The organism is Streptomyces sp. NPDC001157, assembly GCF_053598255.1.
Genome location: NZ_JBSFJW010000024.1, coordinates 128,686 through 146,597, shown reverse-complemented (window position 1 = coordinate 146,597; position 17,912 = coordinate 128,686). Strand labels below are relative to the sequence as shown.

The window sequence follows — 17,912 nt, the reverse complement described above, 5'->3', positions numbered from 1 at the left end:
CCGCCGCCTCGCCATCTATCTGCTGCAGGACCGGCACTTGTATCTGGCCTGGGAGAACGGCTTCCCCCAAGGGTTCCTCAGCCCCTTCGAGGGCGCCTGGTGCAATTGGTCACAAAAGGTGTCATAGTCATCGTTCGGCATGCGGCTGTCACCCGCTCGGCGTGTATGTTCCGGGGCCGAGAGCCATGGAAGGGACCAATCCGGTGAACAAGAAGCTCGCGGCCGCACTGTCCGGCGGTGCGGTACTGGTACTGGCGCTGTCCGGCTGCACCAGCAGCGACAACGGCAACGACAAGCTGGATGCCTGGGCCAAGCAGGTCTGCGACGCCGTGCAGCCGCAGGCCAAGAAGATCGAGGCCGCCAACGCCGCGATCCAGAAGCAGACCTCGGACAACAGCACGCCGGACGACGTCCGCAAGACCGACGCCCAGGCCTTCCAGGACATGTCGGACGCCTACAAGGCGATCGGTGACGCGGTCCAGAAGGCCGGGGCGCCCGATGTCGACAGCGGTGCGAAGAAGCAGACGGACGCGGTCAAGGAGCTCGACGACATCGCCGCGGCGTACGCCGCTCTGCAGAAGAAGGTCGACGGGCTCGACGTCAAGGACCAGGCCAAGTTCGCCGACGGCCTCAAGGACATCGCGACCTCCCTGGACAAGCTGAGCACGAGCGGCAACGACGCCCTGAAGAACCTCGAGGCGGGCGACGTCGGCAAGTCGATGGCCAAGCAGGCCAGCTGCAAGAGCGCCTCCACCGCCCCCTCGCCGGCCGCGAGCTGAGCCGGAGCTGCAGCCGACCCCTCCGCCCCGCCACAATGGGGGCGTGAGTACCTCAGGCCTGCCCGCCCTGCCCGCTGCCCCTGCTCCCGGCCGTTCCGATGTCGCCGCCCGGCTGCGGGACGCCCTGCTGGGGGCGTCCTTCACCGCCGACGGGCTGCTCGAACTGCTCGGCGCCCCCGCATACGCGGCGCTGGCACGCAGCGAGACCGTGCCCGCGCTCCGGGCGACCCGTGGGGACACGCCGCTGGAGGTGCTCGTACGGCTGTTCCTGCTGCAGCAGCCCGTGCCGCACGCGCGCGTGGCGGACGTTCTGCCGGTCGAGGAGTGCCTGGAGAGCGGCTGGCTGGTGCGGGCCGGTGGAGACTCCAAGGGCGACGTGGCCGCGACCGTGGACGTACGGCCGTACGGCGGGCCCGGCGGCGAGGACTGGTTCATCGTCTCGGACCTCGGGTGTGCGGTCGGTGGAGCGGGCGGGATCGGCAGCCGTGAGGAGGGCGTCGTCCTCGGCGTCGGCGGCGCGTCCACGACCCTTGCGGGCATCACCGTCCGTACGCCTGTCTCCGCCGCGCTCGACCTCGGCACCGGCTCCGGTATCCAGGCGCTGCACGCCGCGCAGCACGCCACGCGCGTGACGGCGACCGATCTCAACCCGCGCGCGCTGCACATCACCGCGCTCACGCTGGCGCTCTCCGGCGCCCCGGCGGCCGAACTGCGCGAGGGCTCGCTGTTCGAGCCGGTGCGCGACGACGAGACGTACGACCTGATCGTGTCGAACCCTCCCTTCGTGATCTCGCCCGGTGCCCGGCTGACGTACCGGGACGGCGGGATGGGCGGGGACGATCTGTGCCGGTCGATCGTTCAAGGTGCGGGGGAGCGGCTGAACGAGGGCGGGTTCGCGCAGTTCCTCGCCAACTGGCAGCACGTGGAGGGGGAGGACTGGCAGGACAGGATCAGGTCGTGGGTGCCGCGCGGCTGCGACGCGTGGATCGTGCAGCGCGAGGTCCAGGACGTCACGCAGTACGCCGAGCTGTGGCTCAGGGACGCCGGTGACCACCGGGGCGACCCGGCCGAGTACCAGGCGCGCTACGACGCCTGGCTGGACGAGTTCGAGGCGCGCAAGGTGAAGGCCGTCGGCTTCGGCTGGATCACCCTGCGCAGGACGACGGCCGCCGTGCCCTCGATCACCGTGGAGGAGTGGCCGCACTCGGTCGAGCAGCCTCTCGGTGACACGGTACGGGCGCACTTCGACCGTCTCGACTACCTGCGTGTGCATGACGACGCGGCCCTGCTGGAAGGGCACTTCAAGCTCGTCTCCGAGGTCGTCCAGGAGCAGGTCGGGCTGCCCGGCGCCGAGGACCCGGAGCACGTCGTGCTGCGCCAGCACCGCGGCATGCGCCGGGCCACCAAGGTGGACACGGTCGGCGCGGGCTTCGCGGGCGTCTGCGACGGTTCGCTGAGCGCCGGCCGCATCCTGGACGCGATCGCCCAACTGGTGGGCGAGGACCCGGTGTTGCTGCGCGACCGTACACCGGCGCAGATCAGACTGCTGGTGGAGCAGGGATTCCTCGAGCCGGCGTAGGGGTGGGGCGGCGAAGGGAGGCCGCTTTCGGGACGCGGGCGCGGATTTGCAGGTCTGCCACAGCGGCTGTTCGTGCCCCCTGGCGAATTGAGCTGCGAGAAGGTCATCGACAAAGCGAACGAGTTGTGCAGGAACAAGCTGTGCAGCAACTAATTCGAGTCGACCTTGGCGCCGGGCCCGAGTGCCTGGTGTACGGCTGCGTGGCGGGCCGGGACGGCTGGGGCCGCGGGCGAGGGCAGGGCGAGGTCCCGGTGCCGGGTGAGTCCACACGTCCGTCGGCTCCGCGTTCACCCCGGGTTCGCCTGTGCGCCGCCCACGCGTGTCAGTCTCGCCGGGCGGGGCACTCGCGAACGGGAGAAAAGGGGCACAGCAAGCCATGGAGAGTGGACCGGCGATCTTCGCTGGGGTGGTGTTCGCCCTGTTCGGAGGGGCGCTGCTGGCGTGGACCGTGACCCGGGTACGGCACGGCGAGCCGGTCGCCCATGGTGTGAACCCCGTCGCATCGGCGACGTTCGCGAGCCTTGCCTCGGTGATCATGCTGGCCCTCGGAACATGGTGCCTGACCCGGGTCTGAAAGCCGCCCCGGAGCTGCGGATCCGTTAATTGAGAGGTGATCCTCCGGACAGGCTCGAAAAGGCCGGTGGCTACTCCGGGCGGCAGGAATGGCGGTAGTCGGGTTACCGTTCGAGTGGCCGTTGCGGGCTTTTCCCGTTTGACACGGGGGCGGGATGTACCGTCACACTCCGCAGCGTCACCACGACCCGCCCCCGGGACCGAGAACCATCCGGGGAGGCCCCAGCGTCGACCGGAGAGAAGAGCGAAGTTGTCCCCGACCAGCGAGACCGCACACGGCGGCCGCCGACTCGTCATCGTCGAGTCGCCTGCCAAGGCGAAGACGATCAAGGGCTACCTCGGCCCCGGCTACATCGTCGAGGCGAGCGTCGGGCACATCCGCGACCTTCCCAACGGCGCCGCGGAGGTGCCGGAGAAGTACACCGGTGAGGTCCGCCGCCTCGGTGTGGATGTCGAACACGACTTCCAGCCCATCTATGTGGTCAACGCTGACAAGAGGGCCCAGGTCAAGAAGCTCAAGGACCTGCTCGCCGACTCCGACGAGCTCTTCCTCGCCACCGATGAGGACCGCGAGGGCGAGGCCATCGCGTGGCACCTCCTGGAGGTGCTGAAGCCCAAGGTCCCGGTCAAGCGCATGGTGTTCCACGAGATCACCAAGGACGCGATCCGCGAGGCCGTCGCCAACCCGCGCGATCTCAACAAGCGCATGGTCGACGCCCAGGAGACCCGCCGCATCCTCGACCGTCTCTACGGCTACGAGGTCTCGCCGGTCCTGTGGAAGAAGGTCATGCCGCGGCTGTCGGCCGGCCGCGTCCAGTCGGTCGCGACACGACTCGTCGTGGAGCGGGAACGTGAGCGCATCGCGTTTCGTTCTGCTGAGTACTGGGACCTGACGGGCACCTTCGCGACCGGTCGCGCGGGGGATCCGTCGGACCCGTCGTCGCTGATCGCCCGCCTGCAGACCGTCGACGGCAGGCGGGTCGCGCAGGGCCGCGACTTCGACTCCCTGGGACAACTCAAGAGCGCGAACACCCTCCACCTGGACGAGGCGAACGCCCGCGCCCTCGCCGCCGCCCTGGAGAACACGCAGTTCTCGGTGCGCTCGGTCGAGTCCAAGCCGTACCGCCGCTCGCCGTACGCCCCGTTCCGTACGACGACGCTGCAGCAGGAGGCGAGCCGCAAGCTCGGCTTCGGCGCGAAGGCCACCATGCAGGTCGCGCAGAAGCTGTACGAGAACGGCTACATCACCTACATGCGTACGGACTCCACGACGCTGAGCGACACCGCCGTGGCCGCCGCCCGCGCCCAGGTGACGCAGCTGTACGGCGCCGACTACCTGCCGTCGGCCCCGCGGACGTACGCCGGCAAGGTCAAGAACGCGCAGGAGGCGCACGAGGCGATCCGGCCCTCGGGTGATCGTTTCCGCACGCCCGCCGAGACCGGTCTCACCGGCGACCAGTTCAAGCTCTACGAGCTGATCTGGAAGCGCACCGTCGCCTCCCAGATGAAGGACGCGACCGGCAACTCCGTCACAGTGAAGATCGGTGGCACGGCCGCCGACGGCCGGGACGTCGAGTTCAGCGCGTCCGGCAAGACGATCACCTTCCACGGCTTCCTGAAGGCCTACGTCGAGGGTGCCGACGACCCGAACGCCGAGCTGGACGACCGCGAGCGCCGGCTGCCGCAGGTCGCCGAGGGCGACCGGCTCAGCGCCGAGGAGATCACGGTCGACGGGCACGCCACCAAGCCCCCGGCCCGCTACACCGAGGCCAGCCTGGTCAAGGAGCTCGAAGAGCGCGAGATCGGCCGCCCGTCGACGTACGCGTCGATCATCGGCACGATCCTCGACCGCGGCTACGTCTTCAAGAAGGGCACGGCACTCGTCCCCTCCTTCCTGTCCTTCGCCGTGGTCAACCTCCTGGAGAAGCACTTCGGGCGGCTCGTCGACTACGACTTCACCGCCAAGATGGAGGACGACCTCGACCGCATCGCCCGCGGCGAGGCGCAGTCCGTGCCGTGGCTGAAGCGCTTCTACTTCGGCGAGGGCACGGACAACGGCAACGCCGCGGAGGCGGGCAACGGCGACGGGGACCACCTCGGCGGCCTCAAGGAGCTGGTGACCGACCTGGGCGCGATCGACGCGCGCGAGGTGTCGTCGTTCCCGGTGGGCAACGGCATCGTGCTGCGTGTCGGGCGCTACGGCCCGTACATCGAGCGTGGTGAGAAGGACGCCGAGGGCCACCAGCGGGCCGACGTGCCCGAGGACCTCGCGCCGGACGAGCTGAGCGTCGAGCTCGCGGAGGAGCTGCTCGCCAAGCCGAGCGGCGACTTCGAACTCGGTGCCGACCCGCAGACGGGCCACCAGATCATCGCCCGGGACGGCCGCTACGGCCCGTACGTCACCGAGGTGCTCCCCGAGGGCACCCCGAAGACCGGCAAGAACGCCGTGAAGCCGCGTACGGCCTCGCTGTTCAAGTCGATGTCCCTGGACACGGTGACGCTGGAGGACGCGCTTCGGCTGATGTCGTTGCCGCGCGTCGTCGGCACGGACGCCGAGGGCCAGGAGATCACCGCGCAGAACGGGCGCTACGGGCCGTACCTGAAGAAGGGCACGGACTCGCGTTCCCTGCAGTCCGAGGAGCAGCTCTTCACGATCACGCTCGACGAGGCGCTGGAGATCTACTCGCAGCCCAAGCAGCGTGGCCGCGCGGCCGCCAAGCCGCCGCTGAAGGAGCTGGGCACCGACCCGGTCAGCGAGAAGCCGGTGGTCGTCAAGGACGGCCGCTTCGGGCCCTACGTCACCGACGGGGAGACCAACGCGACCCTGCGCTCCGGCGACAGCGTCGAGGAGATCACCCCCGAGCGCGGCTTCGAACTGCTCGCCGAGAAGCGGGCGAAGGGGCCCGCCAAGAAGACGGCCAAGAAGGCGCCCGCGAAGAAGGCCCCGGCCAAGAAGGCGACGGCCGCCAAGAAGACTGCGGCGAAGAAGACGACGACGGCCGCGAAGAAGACGGCTGCCAAGACGACCACCGCGAAGAAGGCCGCCGCGAAGAAGGCGACGGCTTCGAAGACCGCGACGGACGACTGAGGCAGAACTGCTGAGGGAACGGCTGAGTCAGGACGACTGAGTCAGGACGACTGAGCCGGGGCGCCTTCCTCCACGGACGCTTCGCAAAACGAACGCCCCGATATCGCTTTGGTGTCGGGGCGTGCGCACGTCCGCACGTGCGCCCCGGGCTGTCAGTCGGTCCCGATAGGCTGAATGCATGACGCGAGCCGAGCAGCCAACGGGCCACCACCCGGCCCCCGACGACGCCCTTGTCGCGGACTCCCGCGAGCGTGCCGTCCGCGCCCTGCTGCGCCGACCGCAGCTGCGACGGTTGTGGAGCGCACAGCTCGTGGGTGGAGTCGGCGACACCCTCTCCCTCCTCGTGCTGGTGCTCCTCGCCCTCCAGGCGGCGATCGGGGAGGGCTCGTTCGGGGGTGGGTACCGGGGAGTGGCGTTCGCAGTGGCGACCGTTTTCGGCGTGCGCATCCTGGCGACGCTCCTCTTCGGAGCCGTCCTGCTCGGGCCGCTGACCTCGCTCACCGCTCAGGAGGGCCCGCTCGACCGCCGCTGGACCATGGTCGGCGCCGACGGCGTCCGCGTCGCCGCGCTGATCGTCGCGCCGCTGTGGATCGACTGGACGCCCGACAGCGCGCTGGCCGCGCTGCTGGTCACGGCCTTCGTCACCGCGGTCGCCGAGCGCTTCTGGACGGTGTGCCGCGAGAGCGCGGCGCCCGCCCTGCTGCCGGCCCCGCCCCCGGAGGGCGCGACGGTACGACCGCTGCCGGACCACATGGACGCTCTGCGCCGCCTGTCGCTGCGCACGAGCTTCGTGGCGATCCCGCTTGCGGCTGCCGCGCTCGTCGTCGCGGGGCTGCTCAACAACCTTCTCGGCACCGGAATCGACTGGTTCGACCAGCACCAGGCGGCCCTCGCCTCGTATGTGGCGGCCGGCCTGTTCGCCGCCTCGCTGTCCGTGGTGACCTTCCTGGAGCTGCCCGACACGCGCACCCCGCGCGCGCGTTCGCCGCTGGAGGGGCTGCGCCGCCCCAGGACGGGCACGGGCGTGGACAAGGGCCGCACCGGCGCCATCCCGCTGCTGGTGCTCTCGGCCGCCGCCGTCGCGGGTGCGATCTCCGCGGCCGTCGCCGTCTGCGTGCTGCACGCCACGGACCTGCACGGCGGCCCGGTGACGTACGGGCTGCTGGTGTTCGCGCTGACGGGCGGTGTCGTCGTCGGCATCCGTACGGCGCCTTCCGTGCTGCCGACCCTGTCGCGGCGCCGGCTGCTCGCGCTGGCGATCGCCTTCACCGGCGTAGCGCTGCTGGCCGCCGGGCTCGTCCCGGACGTCACCACGGTCATGCTGATCGTCGCCCTGGCCGGCATCGGCGCGGGTGTGGCCGCCAACACCGGGCACACGCTGCTCGACCAGGAGGCCGAGGACTACCGGCGGGCGCGTACGACGGAGCACCTGCACGCGGTGGTACGTGTGTGCGTGGCGCTCGGCGCGGTGATCGCGCCCGTGGTGGCGGCGGGGATCGGGCCGCACCGGCTGGAGAACGGCAAGTTCGTGTTCGCACACGGCGGCGCCGCGTTCACGCTGATGCTGGTCGGGGCGCTGCTGCTGCCGGTGGCCGCGCTGGTGCTGGCCAAGGTCGACGACCGCTCGGGCGTGCCACTGCGGCATGACCTGCGGGACGCGCTGCTGGGCGGCGACGACCCGGTGCAGACGCCCACGGACTCCGGTTTCTTCATCGCCCTGGAGGGCGGCGACGGGGCCGGCAAGTCCACGCAGGCCGAGGCGCTCGCCGAGTGGATCCGCGGCAAGGGCCACGAGGTCGTGCTGACCCGCGAGCCGGGGGCCACACCGGTGGGCAAGCGGCTGCGGTCGATCCTGCTGGACGTGTCGAGCGCGGGGCTGTCGCACCGGGCGGAGGCCCTGCTGTACGCGGCGGACCGTGCGGAGCACGTGGACACGGTGGTCAGGCCCGCCCTGGAGCGCGGCGCGGTCGTGATCTCCGACCGGTACATCGACTCCTCCGTGGCTTACCAGGGGGCGGGCCGTGACCTGTCCCCGACGGAGATCGCCCGTATCAACCGCTGGGCGACGAACGGCCTCGTCCCGCACCTGACCGTGCTGCTGGACGTCGCGCCGGACATCGCGCGCGAGCGGTTCACCGAGGCGCCGGACCGGCTGGAGTCGGAGCCGGCCGAGTTCCACGCGCGCGTGCGGTCCGGTTTCCTCACGCTGGCCGCGGCCGACCCCGGGCGGTACCTGGTGGTGGACGCGGGCCAGGAGCCCGAGGCCGTCACCACCGTCGTACGCCACCGGCTCGACCAGATGCTGCCGCTGTCCGAGGCCGAGGTGAAGGCCCAGGAAGAGGCGCGGAAGAAGGCCGAGGAGGAGGCCCGCCGCAAGGCCGAGGAAGAGGCTGCGCGCAAGGCCGAGGAGGAGCGGCTGGAGCGCGAGCGCCAGGAACAGCTCGAGCGACTGCGCGCCGAGGAGGAGGAGCGCAAGCGGCGCGAGCTGGAGGAGGCGCAGCGCCGCGAGGCCGAACGGCAGGCGGAGGAAGCCAGGCAGCGTGCCGAGGAAGCCCGCCGCCGTGCCGAGGAGGAGCAGGCCCGCCTCCTCGCGGAGGAGAAGGCCCGCGCCGAGGAGGAGGCCCGCCGCAAGGCCGACGAGGAGCGGCGGCGCAAGCAGGCCGAGGAGGAGGCCCGGCTGCACGCCGAGGCCGAGGCACGGCGCCTGGAGAAGCAGCGCAAGGCCGAGGAGGCGCTGTTGCGAGCCGAGGAGGCCAGGCGGCTCGCCGAGCAGGCCGCGGCCGCCGCGGAGGCGGGTCCCAAGCGCCCCGCGGCCCCCGCGGTGCCACCGGAGGCGTCGACCGTGCCGACCCCGGTCGTGACGCCGACGAACGCGTCGGGCGGGCCTGCGGAGGAGACCGCGGTGCTGCGACCGGTGCGCGAGGAGAAGCAGGGCGTTGCGCGGAACGGCGAGTCCGAGTCCGAGGTGACGGCGAAGCTGCCGCAGCCGCCGGCTCCCTCGGGGGCGACGGACGAGACGGCCGTGCTGCCGCCGGTCGTGCCGGGAGCCGCCGACGAGACGGCTGTGCTGCCACCGGTGCCCTCCGGCGCGGAGGACGAGACCGCTCTGCTGCCTCCCGTGCGGGGCGAGGATCCTGCACATCGGGTGCCGCCGGGGCTCTTCCGGGACGAGCACACGGGCCCGCGGCCGGACGGCGCCGAGGACCGCACCCGGGAGATGCCCCAGATCGACGCCGAAGGCGAGCCCCGGCGCCGGGCGCGCTCCGACTGGGCCGAGGAGACACCGCTGGACGACCTGCCGACGCTGGCGGACGAACTGCTCGGCCCGCGCGAGGACGAGTACGACGACGACGGCGCGGGCCCGGGGCGGCGCGGCCGGGGGCGTCGAGGCTGAGGCCGGCAGGACCGTGGCCGGGCGGGGGTGCGGGAGCATGGGCTCGACCTCGCTCGGTGGCGGTGGCGGTGGCGGTGTCGGAGCGGCTGGTCGTGGCCGGGCGGGGTTGCTGGGATGGCACGGGCGCGGGGACGGCGCGGCCGGCGTCGGTGTGTGGGCGGGGTGATCGGTTGGTGTGGGGCTGACTGGCTCCTTGCCGTCCGGGGTTGCTGTGAGCCGGAGCCGTGTGTCCGGTGCGCCTGGCGTCGGGACGGAGTGGCCGGCGGGGATCTGGCCCGTCCGGACTTCGCCCTCTGTGAGCAGCAACAGAACCGCTCCCTCGCCCAGGGCGCCCGGGAGCTGTCGGGTGGCACCAGGCGATCGACCGTCATTGTCAGTGGCGGCCCGCACAATGGATCCCGCAACGTGAAACGTGACGAAAGGGCGGGGTGAGCATGACCGTCTGGGACGACCTCGTCGGCCAGGAGAAGGTGGCCGAGCAGCTCGGCGCCGCTGCCCGGGACGCCGATGCGCTGGTCACCGCGGCCGCCGCCGACGCACCGCCGCCCGAGGCGTCGAAGATGACGCATGCCTGGCTGTTCACAGGGCCGCCGGGTGCCGGGCGGACCCAGACGGCGCGGGCGTTCGCGGCCGCGCTGCAGTGCGTCAGCCCGGATCGCGCGCTCGGCGGAGCCCCGGGCTGCGGGTTCTGCGACGGATGCCACACCGCCCTCGTCGGCACGCACGCGGACGTCACCACCGTGGCCGCCGTCGGTACGCAGATCCTCGCGGACGACATGCGCGACACGGTCCGCAAGTCGTTCACCTCGCCGGCCAACGGCCGCTGGCAGGTCATCCTCGTCGAGGACGCCGAGCGGCTGAACGAGAAGTCGGCCAACGCCGTCCTCAAAGCCGTGGAGGAGCCCGCCCCGCGTACGGTCTGGCTGCTGTGCGCCCCCTCCATCGAGGACGTCCTGCCCACCATCCGCTCCCGCTGCCGCCACCTGAACCTGCGCACGCCCTCGGTGGACGCCGTCGCCGACATGCTCGTACGGCGGGAAGGCATCGAACCGCCCGTGGCCGCCGCGGCGGCCCGCGCCACGCAGGGGCACGTCGACCGGGCCCGCCGCCTGGCCACCGACCCGGCCGCCCGCGAGCGGCGCGCCGCCGTGCTGAAGCTGCCGCTGCGCGTCGAGGACATCGGCGGCTGCCTCAAGGCCGCCCAGGAGCTCGTCGACGCGGCCGCCGAGGACGCCAAGCAGCTCGCCGAGGAGCGGGACGGCAAGGAGACCGAGGAGCTGAAGGCAGCGCTGGGTGCGTCCCAGGGCGGCCGGATGCCGCGCGGCACGGCGGGCGTGATGAAGGACCTGGAGGACAAGCAGAAACGGCGCAGAACGCGTACGCAGCGCGACAGCCTCGACCTCGCCCTGACCGACCTCACCGGCTTCTACCGCGACGTCCTGGCCCTCCAGCTCGGCACCCGCGTGGCCATCGCCAACGCGGACGCCGAGGACACCCTGGAGCGCCTCGCCCGCGGCAGCTCCCCCGAGTCGACCCTCCGCCGCATCGAGGCGGTCGCCGCCTGCCGCGAGGCCCTCGACCGCAATGTGGCTCCGCTGCTGGCGGTGGAGGCGATGACGATGGCCCTCAGAGCGGGCTGACCGCGCAAGACAGCCGGTGATCAACGGGAAGTTGACGAGGTAATTCATACGAGGCACGGCGCGCACGGAAAGCATCCGGGCGACTGCACAGAGTTACGCTCGCCTGATGTACATCAGGCGCAGCTCCCGTCCCTGTCGTCCCCGAACCGCAGCCACCCTCCTCGCCGCGGCCGCACTGCTCGTCTCCGCCTGCTCCACCGGAGGCACCGCGAGCACCGGCAGCAACGCGGCGGAGGCGGTACTGGCCGCGCTGCCGCGGTCGACGCCGTCCGCTCTGTCGCCGTACTACGGGCAGAAGCTGAGCTGGCGCACCTGCGGTTCCGCGGGCTTCGAGTGCGCCACGATGAAAGCACCGCTCGACTACGCCAGGCCGGACGCCGGGGACGTACGGCTCGCCGTCGCCCGCAAGAAGGCCACCGGCAAGGGCAAGCCACTCGGTTCCCTGTTGGTGAACCCGGGCGGGCCGGGCGGCTCGGCGATCGGGTATCTGCAGCAGTACGCCGGTGTCGGCTACCCGGCGGAGGTCCGCGCCCGCTACGACATGGTCGCCGTCGACCCGCGCGGCGTCGCCCGCAGCGAGCCCGTCGAATGCCTCGACGGCCGGCAGATGGACACGTACACACAGACGGACACCACGCCGGACACACCCAAGGAGACGACGGAACTCGTCGAGGCCTACCAGAAGTTCGCGGAGAGCTGCGGGAAGCACTCGGCGGAGTTGCTGCGGCACGTCTCCACCGTCGAGGCGGCCCGTGACATGGACATCCTGCGGGCGGTGCTGGGGGACTCGAAGCTGACGTATGTGGGGGCGTCGTACGGGACGTTCCTCGGGGCGACGTACGCCGGACTCTTCCCGGAACGGGTGGGCCGGCTGGTGCTGGACGGCGCGATGGACCCGTCGCTGAGCAGCCGCCGGCTGAACCTGGACCAGACCGCGGGATTCGAGACGGCGTTCCAGTCCTTCGCGAAGGACTGCGTGCAGCAGCCCGACTGCCCACTCGGCCGCAAGGGGACCACGCCCGCTCAGGTCGGCGACCACCTCAGTGCCTTCTTCAAGGAACTGGACGCGCACCCCATCCCCACCGGCGACGCCGACGGCCGCAAGCTCGGCGAGGCCCTCGCCACCACCGGCGTGATCGCGGCGATGTACGACCAGGGCACGTGGGCGCAGCTGCGCGAGGCGCTGACCTCCGCGATGAAGGAGAAGGACGGCGCGGGCCTGCTCGTCCTCTCCGACAGCTACTACGAGCGCAACGCCGCCGGCCACTACACGAACCTGATGTCCGCCAACGCCGCCGTGAACTGCCTGGACCTGCCGGGTGCCTTCGCCCGCCCCGAACAGGTGGAGAAGGCGCTCCCGTCCTTCGAGAAGGCCTCCCCGGTCTTCGGCAGGGGGCTCGCCTGGGCCTCCCTGAACTGCGCGTACTGGCCGGTGCAGCCCACCGGTGCCCCGCACCGCATCAAGGCCGTGAGCGCGGCCCCGATCGTCGTGGTCGGCACCACCCGAGACCCGGCGACCCCGTACCGCTGGGCCCAGTCCCTGTCCCGCCAGCTCACCTCGGCCCGCCTCCTCACCTACGAGGGCGACGGCCACACCGCCTTCGGCCGCGGCAGTTCCTGCATCGACTCCACGATCGACGCCTACCTGCTCCGCGGAACCCCTCCGACCAAGGGAAAGCACTGCTCATAGCCCTGCGACCAGCCCCGCGGAGCCACCCCCCGGGGCTGGTACGGAGCACCCCTCGAAACTGTGTAGACTTACCGACGTTGCTGATCGCACCATAGTGCGGACGGCGCGCCGCCTTAGCTCAGATGGCCAGAGCAACGCACTCGTAATGCGTAGGTCTCGGGTTCGAATCCCGAAGGCGGCTCCACCCTCTGACCAGGGAAAACAGTTCGAACAGAAGGCCCCCGCGAAGATCGCGGGGGCCTTCTGCGTGAGCGGATGGGAACGACCTGGGAACATGCCGTCAGGCAGCGTCCTCGGTGGGAACATCCGGAGTGTCGCCGGAGTCCTGCTCGTCCTGCTCCGCCTGTGCCTCGTCCTCGGACTTGGGCTGCGGGATGACGCGCTTGCGGGCGCGCGGTACGACGGAGACGGTTGCTTCTGCGGCCTCTCGCTCGACCTCGGCGAGGACGGTCGTGTAGATGTCCGAAGTGACACGGATCGAGGAGTGTCCGAGCCTGCGTTGTACGGCGACCATGGCTACGCCCGCGCGCAGAGCGAGCGTCGCGGATCCGTGGCGTAGGTCGTGCAGCCGGATCGGCGGCAGGTCGGCCTTCTTGTAGAGGCGCTCGAAGCGGTCGGAGAAGTACTGCGGGTGGTACTCCGTGCCGTCCTCCAGGGTGAACACCCGGCCGCTGTCGGTCCACTCTCCCGTGGCTTCGAGCCACTCTTCCTTCTCGGTCTGCTGGCGGTCGCGCCACCAGCGCAGGAGGGCGATCGTGTCCTCGTCCAGGGCGATGTCGCGGATGTTGTCGGACTTGGGCGTGTCCTCGTGCGGCTCGTAGGCGATGGTGACGATCTCTTCGGTGATGTGGATGACACCGGCGTCGAGGTCTACTTCCGCCCACGACAGTGCGCATGCTTCACCGCGGCGCAGGCCGAGGAAGGCGATGACGACCCACAGGGGGTAGAGCCGGTCGTAGACCACTGAGTCGAGGAACGTGCCGGTCTGCTCCGGCGTCCAGACCATGACGGGCGAGGGTTTCTTGCCGGTCTTGCGCCAGGCTTCGACGCGGGCGGGCGTCCACTCCAGCGCCTTGGGCTTGCGCATGCGGGGTGTCTGGACCATGGCCGCCCAGTTGTCGGTGATCATCCGGCGCTTGCGGGCGTCTTCGAGGGCCGAGCTGAGCGCCATCTTGATGCGGTGCTGCGTCGCGGGGCCGGTTTGGCGCCGAGGGCGGGCGAGCGCGGCTTTCAGGTCGGCCTTGGCGTCGTTCCACGCCTTCCTGAGCTGTGGGTCCCGCGGCGCGGTGGCGTCGCGCCAGGCGGCGTGTGCCTTCTTCTCGGCGGCACGGGCCAGTTGGGCGGCCTCCTGGTTCTTCTCCTTCACCTTGTTCTCCGCCTGGATGGCGGTGAACATCTCCTCGATGTGGCGTGGGCGCAGCTCACGGAGCTTTATGTGGCCGAGGTACGGGGTGAAGTACAGGCGCAGGTAGTCCTCGTAACCGTTGCTGGTGGTGGCCTTGAGATCGTGCTGGTTTTCGAGCCAGCGGCTCAGGTATTCACCGACGGTCTCGTCCGACAGGACGTCGACTCCGGCCTGTGCGTCTCGGTAGACCTTGGCTGCTGCGGCTGCGGCCTCTTCCTGGGTCTTGAACCCGCCCTTCTTGGGGTGGCGGCGCTTGCCGCCGGGGCCGGCGGGGACCTCGATGGAGTAGTACCAGGAGCCATGGTCGCGGCGCTTGAGCTTGGGGCATCGCTTTTCCAGGTAGCCGATCTTCGGGCTGCCGTCCTCGTTGAGGATCGGCTTGCCCTGCTTGTCCGTGAGCGGCCCCTTGCACGCGCATCGCTTGTAGGTCTTGTCCTTGAACACAGGTCTCCCCTGGGGGCTGGCTGGCAGCCTTGGTGCGGATGGTTCTGTCGCGGTCTTGCGGGGTGGTGCAAGACTCATCTCGATCTTGTGGGGGCTGTCGGACACTGGGGTAAAGTCACCTGCAAGTTGGCGCGGGGGAGATTGCGACCAGCGAGATGACTGCTCAGGGAGCGGGCGTACAGGCACCGGCCGGAGCGATGGGGCTTGAGGAGCTGTTGGCTCTTCCGGCGACCGTCAATGTGACAACTGCCGCGCGGGCTTTGGGTATCAGCCGTGACAAGGCGTATGAGTTGATCCGGAATGAGGCTTTCCCGGTCCGGACGCTCGCGCTGGGCGGGAAGACTCGCGTGCCGACGGCGGCTTTGTGGAAGGTCCTGGAGGTTGAGGGGCTGGCGTCCGGGCATGCGTGATCTGTCGAGCACCACACATGAAAGATGTGTGGTGTTTTTGCAAAATGGCGACCTATCTACCACTAGAGTGACCCATGCCAGGGGGTCGGTTGTGAGGGCGAGGAGTCCAGGAGATGCCGCGGCTGTTCGGATTCGAGGATGTGGCGCACCGACGCGTGCGCGAGAGTGAGGCGGAGGGCATCAGGGGGGCCATCTCGCGACGCCTGCTCAAGCAGAGCACCGAGGAGGTGTGCGAGTGGATCAACGCTGAGGGGTATCGCACGACGTTCGGCAACCCGTTCCAGCCTCCGGTTCTCGCGGCTGTTCTCGACCATCCGGCCATTGCCGGCCTGATGGAGGACGGGAACGGAAACCTGGTGGACTCCGGCGGTCCCCGGATCGTCCCTGTCGAAGACTTCTTGGCCGTCCGTGCGATGCGCCCGTCCAGAGACCCTGACAAGCGACGGGCGCCCGATCGCGAGTATCTGCTCTCGGCCGGTATGGGAGTCTGCGGTCTGTGCGGGTTCGCCCTGAGTGCATCGCCGTCCAACTCGGGCAGCCGTGGCCACCGCTGCGTGCCAGCCACGGGCCGCCGCCCTGGCGGGTGCGGCAAGGTCCGGATCAACGCCGACCTGTTGGAGGCGTACCTCGGCGAACAGGTACTGGGCGAGCTGGCCAAGCCGGAGGTGGCGGCGCTGATCGGCCAGGCGCGTGATGAGCTGCTTGCGCGGGCCGAAGAGCTGCGCCAGGAGGCCGAGGCCGCCGCTCTCAGGCAGGAGGAACTCGGCAAGAGCTACGGGCAGGGCAAGGTCATGTCGCTGGCGGCGTTCCAGGCGGCCGACAAGGAACTGGCGGAGCTGATCCGGAACAAGTCCACACAGGCCCGCCTCCTGGAGCAGGCCAAGCATGTGCCCGTGGGCGATATCCCTGATCTCGTCCGGTGGTGGAACCATGCTCCGATGGCCTCGAAGAGGGGCCTGCTCGTGCTCTTCGTGGAGCAGATCGCGGTCTACCCGGCCAAGTCCAGGGGCTCGCGCACCGTGGACGAGGACCGGGTGACCTTGAAGTGGCGCTCGTGGGACTCGCCGTCGTCTACGGAAGAGCCATCCGCCTGACGGCTGTGTCCTTGGCGGCCCGGTCCGTTGCCGGTCGGCTGCGCGGCAGGAGCGCCCGCTGCGTGATCGTGGGCAGGGTGATGCCCACCGTGACGAGGAGCGCCGCCAGGGCGCCGGTGATGGGCACCACGTGTGTCTCGATGACGGACGGCAGTGTCCTTCCCGCGAGGTGCGCGATGGTGAGCCCGGCGCGGGTGCCGGAGTAGGCCAGGCCCAGCACGCACCCCACGGCGCTGACGGCGAGACCGGAAGCTGCGACGGGTCTGCTGCGCGACCAGGCGCGGCAGGCCAGGGCGATGTACTGCAGGCTGACTGCTGTGGCCATGACGACCAGGAAGCCGAGGTGCGTCAGTACGAAGGCGCCCGTCATGCCGTTGACATGGGATGCCAAGAACAGCTGGGCGGACGAGGCGCGGACGTATTGGAACTCCCAGACCAGCACCGCCATGACACCGCAGAAGAAGACGATGTGGGCCACAACGGCTGCGCGGACCCAGGCGGTCGGGTACCACCAGTTCACCGTCACGAGTTGCATGCTGAGAATGGTCAGCCCGCTGGTCATATCCCATAGGAGAGCGCCCGCACCGCCGTGGCCCGTGACTCGGTCCACTGCCGCGGCGACGGGCGGAGCCAGCAGGCATGCGCTGGTGAAGGCACCTGCGCACAGCACGACAAGGGCGCGGCGGGCGAGGAGCGACTGCTCCCGGCGTGGGGACCGGGGAGCGTAGGCGAGGTAGACGGCGGTGGCGAGTGCGGTGAGGAGGGCGCTCGCGCTGAAGAGGGGGGTGGTCAAGGGATCAGCGTCCTTCCAGGTCAGCCGCTGCCCTCTCAGCGGCTTCGCTCAGGCTCCTCAGGCGGCGAGGCCGGCCTTCACGGGGTTGGTCGACGCCAGGAGGCGGAGGGGGGATCGCCGGGACACCTTCGGGAAGCCCTGCATCCCGGCGCATCTTCCTGAGCATCGACATGACTTCAGCGATGTTCTCGGTCTCGAGGCCTTCCATTAAGCGCAGCGCCTCGCGCGCCTCGGGCCGGTCCCGGTACACGCGCAGCGCGGTGAGGTCGTCCCATTCACACCCCGGCAGCAGGAAGGCGGCTGGGGCGTCGAGCGCCTGCGCGAGTGCAGTGACCGTCGATGAGCGCGGGTTGCAACTGGTGCCGTTCACAAGGCTGGTTGCCTGACTCGTCGAGACGACTGGCTTGCGCTGCCCCGGGATTGAGGTTGCCTGTGCAATGTCGCGGGCGCTGGGCGTGAACCCGTCCGGGTCGCGCCGCAGGCGCAGCAGGGCGAGCAACTTGGCACTCAGGCTCATGAGTTCAGGCGTCCCCGACGTGTCTGCCATCTCCCCGCTCCCCGCTTCGGCATATGCGACATGCATAGTAAACGCTTGACATCCACACTACGTCGCAGGTCGGATGGGTTGCACGGTTTACTGAGTAGTTTCCGTGAAGGGGTGGGGCGGGCAGGATGGGTGTCACCACGCTTCACACTCTCGGGTCAACGCCCGTGCGCGGTAGGGCTCCAGCGGACGGCGCTGGCAACGCGCTTGTCATTTACGGGAGGAAACGCATGTGCGAGGTTGACGGGCGGCGGATCAAGGAGGCCGCGAAGCTGGCCCCGCATGTGGTGCGCGGTGCGGGCGGGGCGGCGCCCCGGGAGGAGGCGCGCAAGGTCATGAAGCTCCTGGCTCTGATGCCTGAGAGCGGGCGGGATCCGCACGCCGTGGAAGACCTGGAGTGAAGCAGCGGGGGTGCAGCGCCTCCCTCGCCCTAGAGATAGGTGACAAGGCTTGAGTATTGCTGTACTTTCTCAGGCGTC

The 17,912-nt window shown here is 70.3% G+C and carries 13 protein-coding genes and 1 tRNA gene; 11 read left to right on the top strand and 3 right to left on the bottom strand.

The features are described from left to right. Positions 1–185: 185 nt before the first annotated feature. The 8 genes from ACWDAG_RS32845 to ACWDAG_RS32810 all read left to right on the top strand — a co-directional run bounded on the left by ACWDAG_RS32845 (position 186) and on the right by ACWDAG_RS32810 (position 12,927). The gene (locus tag ACWDAG_RS32845; protein ID WP_450699185.1) at positions 186–779 is read left to right on the top strand and encodes a small secreted protein; all 594 of its coding nucleotides are present in this window, start codon (positions 186–188) and stop codon (positions 777–779) included. A 43-nt stretch (positions 780–822) separates the two neighbouring features. Then, entirely contained in the window at positions 823–2,358 is a 1,536-nt protein-coding gene (locus ACWDAG_RS32840; protein ID WP_450699184.1) for a DUF7059 domain-containing protein, read from the top strand. A 376-nt stretch (positions 2,359–2,734) separates the two neighbouring features. Further along, positions 2,735–2,932 (top strand): hypothetical protein, encoded by a 198-nt coding sequence (locus ACWDAG_RS32835; protein ID WP_450699183.1) that lies wholly within the window; start codon positions 2,735–2,737, stop codon positions 2,930–2,932. 249 nt (positions 2,933–3,181) lie between these two features. After that, positions 3,182–6,019, top strand: a complete 2,838-nt coding sequence (gene topA / locus ACWDAG_RS32830) for a type I DNA topoisomerase (RefSeq protein WP_450699182.1) — start codon at positions 3,182–3,184, stop codon at positions 6,017–6,019. Between the two features lie 178 nt (positions 6,020–6,197). Then, the gene (gene tmk / locus ACWDAG_RS32825; protein ID WP_450699181.1) at positions 6,198–9,413 is read left to right on the top strand and encodes a dTMP kinase; all 3,216 of its coding nucleotides are present in this window, start codon (positions 6,198–6,200) and stop codon (positions 9,411–9,413) included. Positions 9,414–9,847: 434 nt separating this feature from the next. Beyond that, positions 9,848–11,053, top strand: a complete 1,206-nt coding sequence (locus ACWDAG_RS32820; protein WP_450699180.1) for a DNA polymerase III subunit delta' — start codon at positions 9,848–9,850, stop codon at positions 11,051–11,053. 106 nt (positions 11,054–11,159) lie between these two features. Further along, a complete protein-coding gene (locus ACWDAG_RS32815) occupies positions 11,160–12,743 on the top strand; it encodes an alpha/beta hydrolase (protein WP_450699179.1) in 1,584 nt (527 codons plus the stop codon). Between the two features lie 107 nt (positions 12,744–12,850). Next, positions 12,851–12,927 (top strand) — tRNA-Thr (locus tag ACWDAG_RS32810). 96 nt (positions 12,928–13,023) lie between these two features. Here ACWDAG_RS32810 and ACWDAG_RS32805 read toward each other — a convergent pair. Further along, on the bottom strand, positions 13,024–14,592 hold the full coding sequence (locus ACWDAG_RS32805; protein ID WP_450699178.1) for a tyrosine-type recombinase/integrase: 1,569 nt from the start codon (positions 14,590–14,592) through the stop codon (positions 13,024–13,026). A 155-nt stretch (positions 14,593–14,747) separates the two neighbouring features. On the opposite strand from ACWDAG_RS32805, the gene ACWDAG_RS32800 reads away from it, so the two are divergent. Continuing rightward, positions 14,748–15,002: a helix-turn-helix domain-containing protein gene (locus ACWDAG_RS32800; RefSeq protein WP_450699177.1), complete on the top strand. Its 255-nt coding sequence runs from the start codon at positions 14,748–14,750 to the stop codon at positions 15,000–15,002. A 113-nt stretch (positions 15,003–15,115) separates the two neighbouring features. Further along, positions 15,116–16,096, top strand: a complete 981-nt coding sequence (locus ACWDAG_RS32795; RefSeq protein ID WP_450699176.1) for a recombinase family protein — start codon at positions 15,116–15,118, stop codon at positions 16,094–16,096. On the opposite strand, the gene ACWDAG_RS32790 is transcribed toward ACWDAG_RS32795, so the two are convergent. Together ACWDAG_RS32790 and ACWDAG_RS32785 are read right to left on the bottom strand one after the other, a co-directional pair. Further along, on the bottom strand, positions 16,074–16,889 hold the full coding sequence (locus ACWDAG_RS32790) for a hypothetical protein (RefSeq protein ID WP_450699175.1): 816 nt from the start codon (positions 16,887–16,889) through the stop codon (positions 16,074–16,076). The genes ACWDAG_RS32795 and ACWDAG_RS32790 overlap by 23 nt on opposite strands. A gap of 4 nt (positions 16,890–16,893) precedes the next feature. Then, positions 16,894–17,436 carry a hypothetical protein gene (locus ACWDAG_RS32785; protein WP_450699174.1) on the bottom strand — a complete coding sequence of 181 codons (543 nt, stop codon included), beginning with the start codon at positions 17,434–17,436 and terminating at the stop codon, positions 16,894–16,896. 227 nt (positions 17,437–17,663) lie between these two features. On the opposite strand from ACWDAG_RS32785, the gene ACWDAG_RS32780 reads away from it, so the two are divergent. Further along, positions 17,664–17,834 carry a hypothetical protein gene (locus ACWDAG_RS32780; RefSeq protein ID WP_450699173.1) on the top strand — a complete coding sequence of 57 codons (171 nt, stop codon included), beginning with the start codon at positions 17,664–17,666 and terminating at the stop codon, positions 17,832–17,834. Positions 17,835–17,912 lie beyond the last annotated feature (78 nt).

What these genes read in the sequence shown, in the direction of transcription:
- ACWDAG_RS32780 (WP_450699173.1), top strand. Translation starts at nt 17,664, where the DNA reads ATGTGCGAGGTTGACGGGCGGCGGATCAAGGAGGCCGCGAAGCTGGCC.
- ACWDAG_RS32800 (WP_450699177.1), top strand. Translation starts at nt 14,748, where the DNA reads ATGACTGCTCAGGGAGCGGGCGTACAGGCACCGGCCGGAGCGATGGGG.
- ACWDAG_RS32785 (WP_450699174.1), bottom strand. Translation starts at nt 17,436, where the DNA reads ATGGCAGACACGTCGGGGACGCCTGAACTCATGAGCCTGAGTGCCAAG.
- ACWDAG_RS32795 (WP_450699176.1), top strand. Translation starts at nt 15,116, where the DNA reads ATGCCGCGGCTGTTCGGATTCGAGGATGTGGCGCACCGACGCGTGCGC.
- ACWDAG_RS32820 (WP_450699180.1), top strand. Translation starts at nt 9,848, where the DNA reads ATGACCGTCTGGGACGACCTCGTCGGCCAGGAGAAGGTGGCCGAGCAG.
- ACWDAG_RS32815 (WP_450699179.1), top strand. Translation starts at nt 11,160, where the DNA reads ATGTACATCAGGCGCAGCTCCCGTCCCTGTCGTCCCCGAACCGCAGCC.
- tmk (WP_450699181.1), top strand. Translation starts at nt 6,198, where the DNA reads ATGACGCGAGCCGAGCAGCCAACGGGCCACCACCCGGCCCCCGACGAC.
- ACWDAG_RS32835 (WP_450699183.1), top strand. Translation starts at nt 2,735, where the DNA reads ATGGAGAGTGGACCGGCGATCTTCGCTGGGGTGGTGTTCGCCCTGTTC.
- ACWDAG_RS32845 (WP_450699185.1), top strand. Translation starts at nt 186, where the DNA reads ATGGAAGGGACCAATCCGGTGAACAAGAAGCTCGCGGCCGCACTGTCC.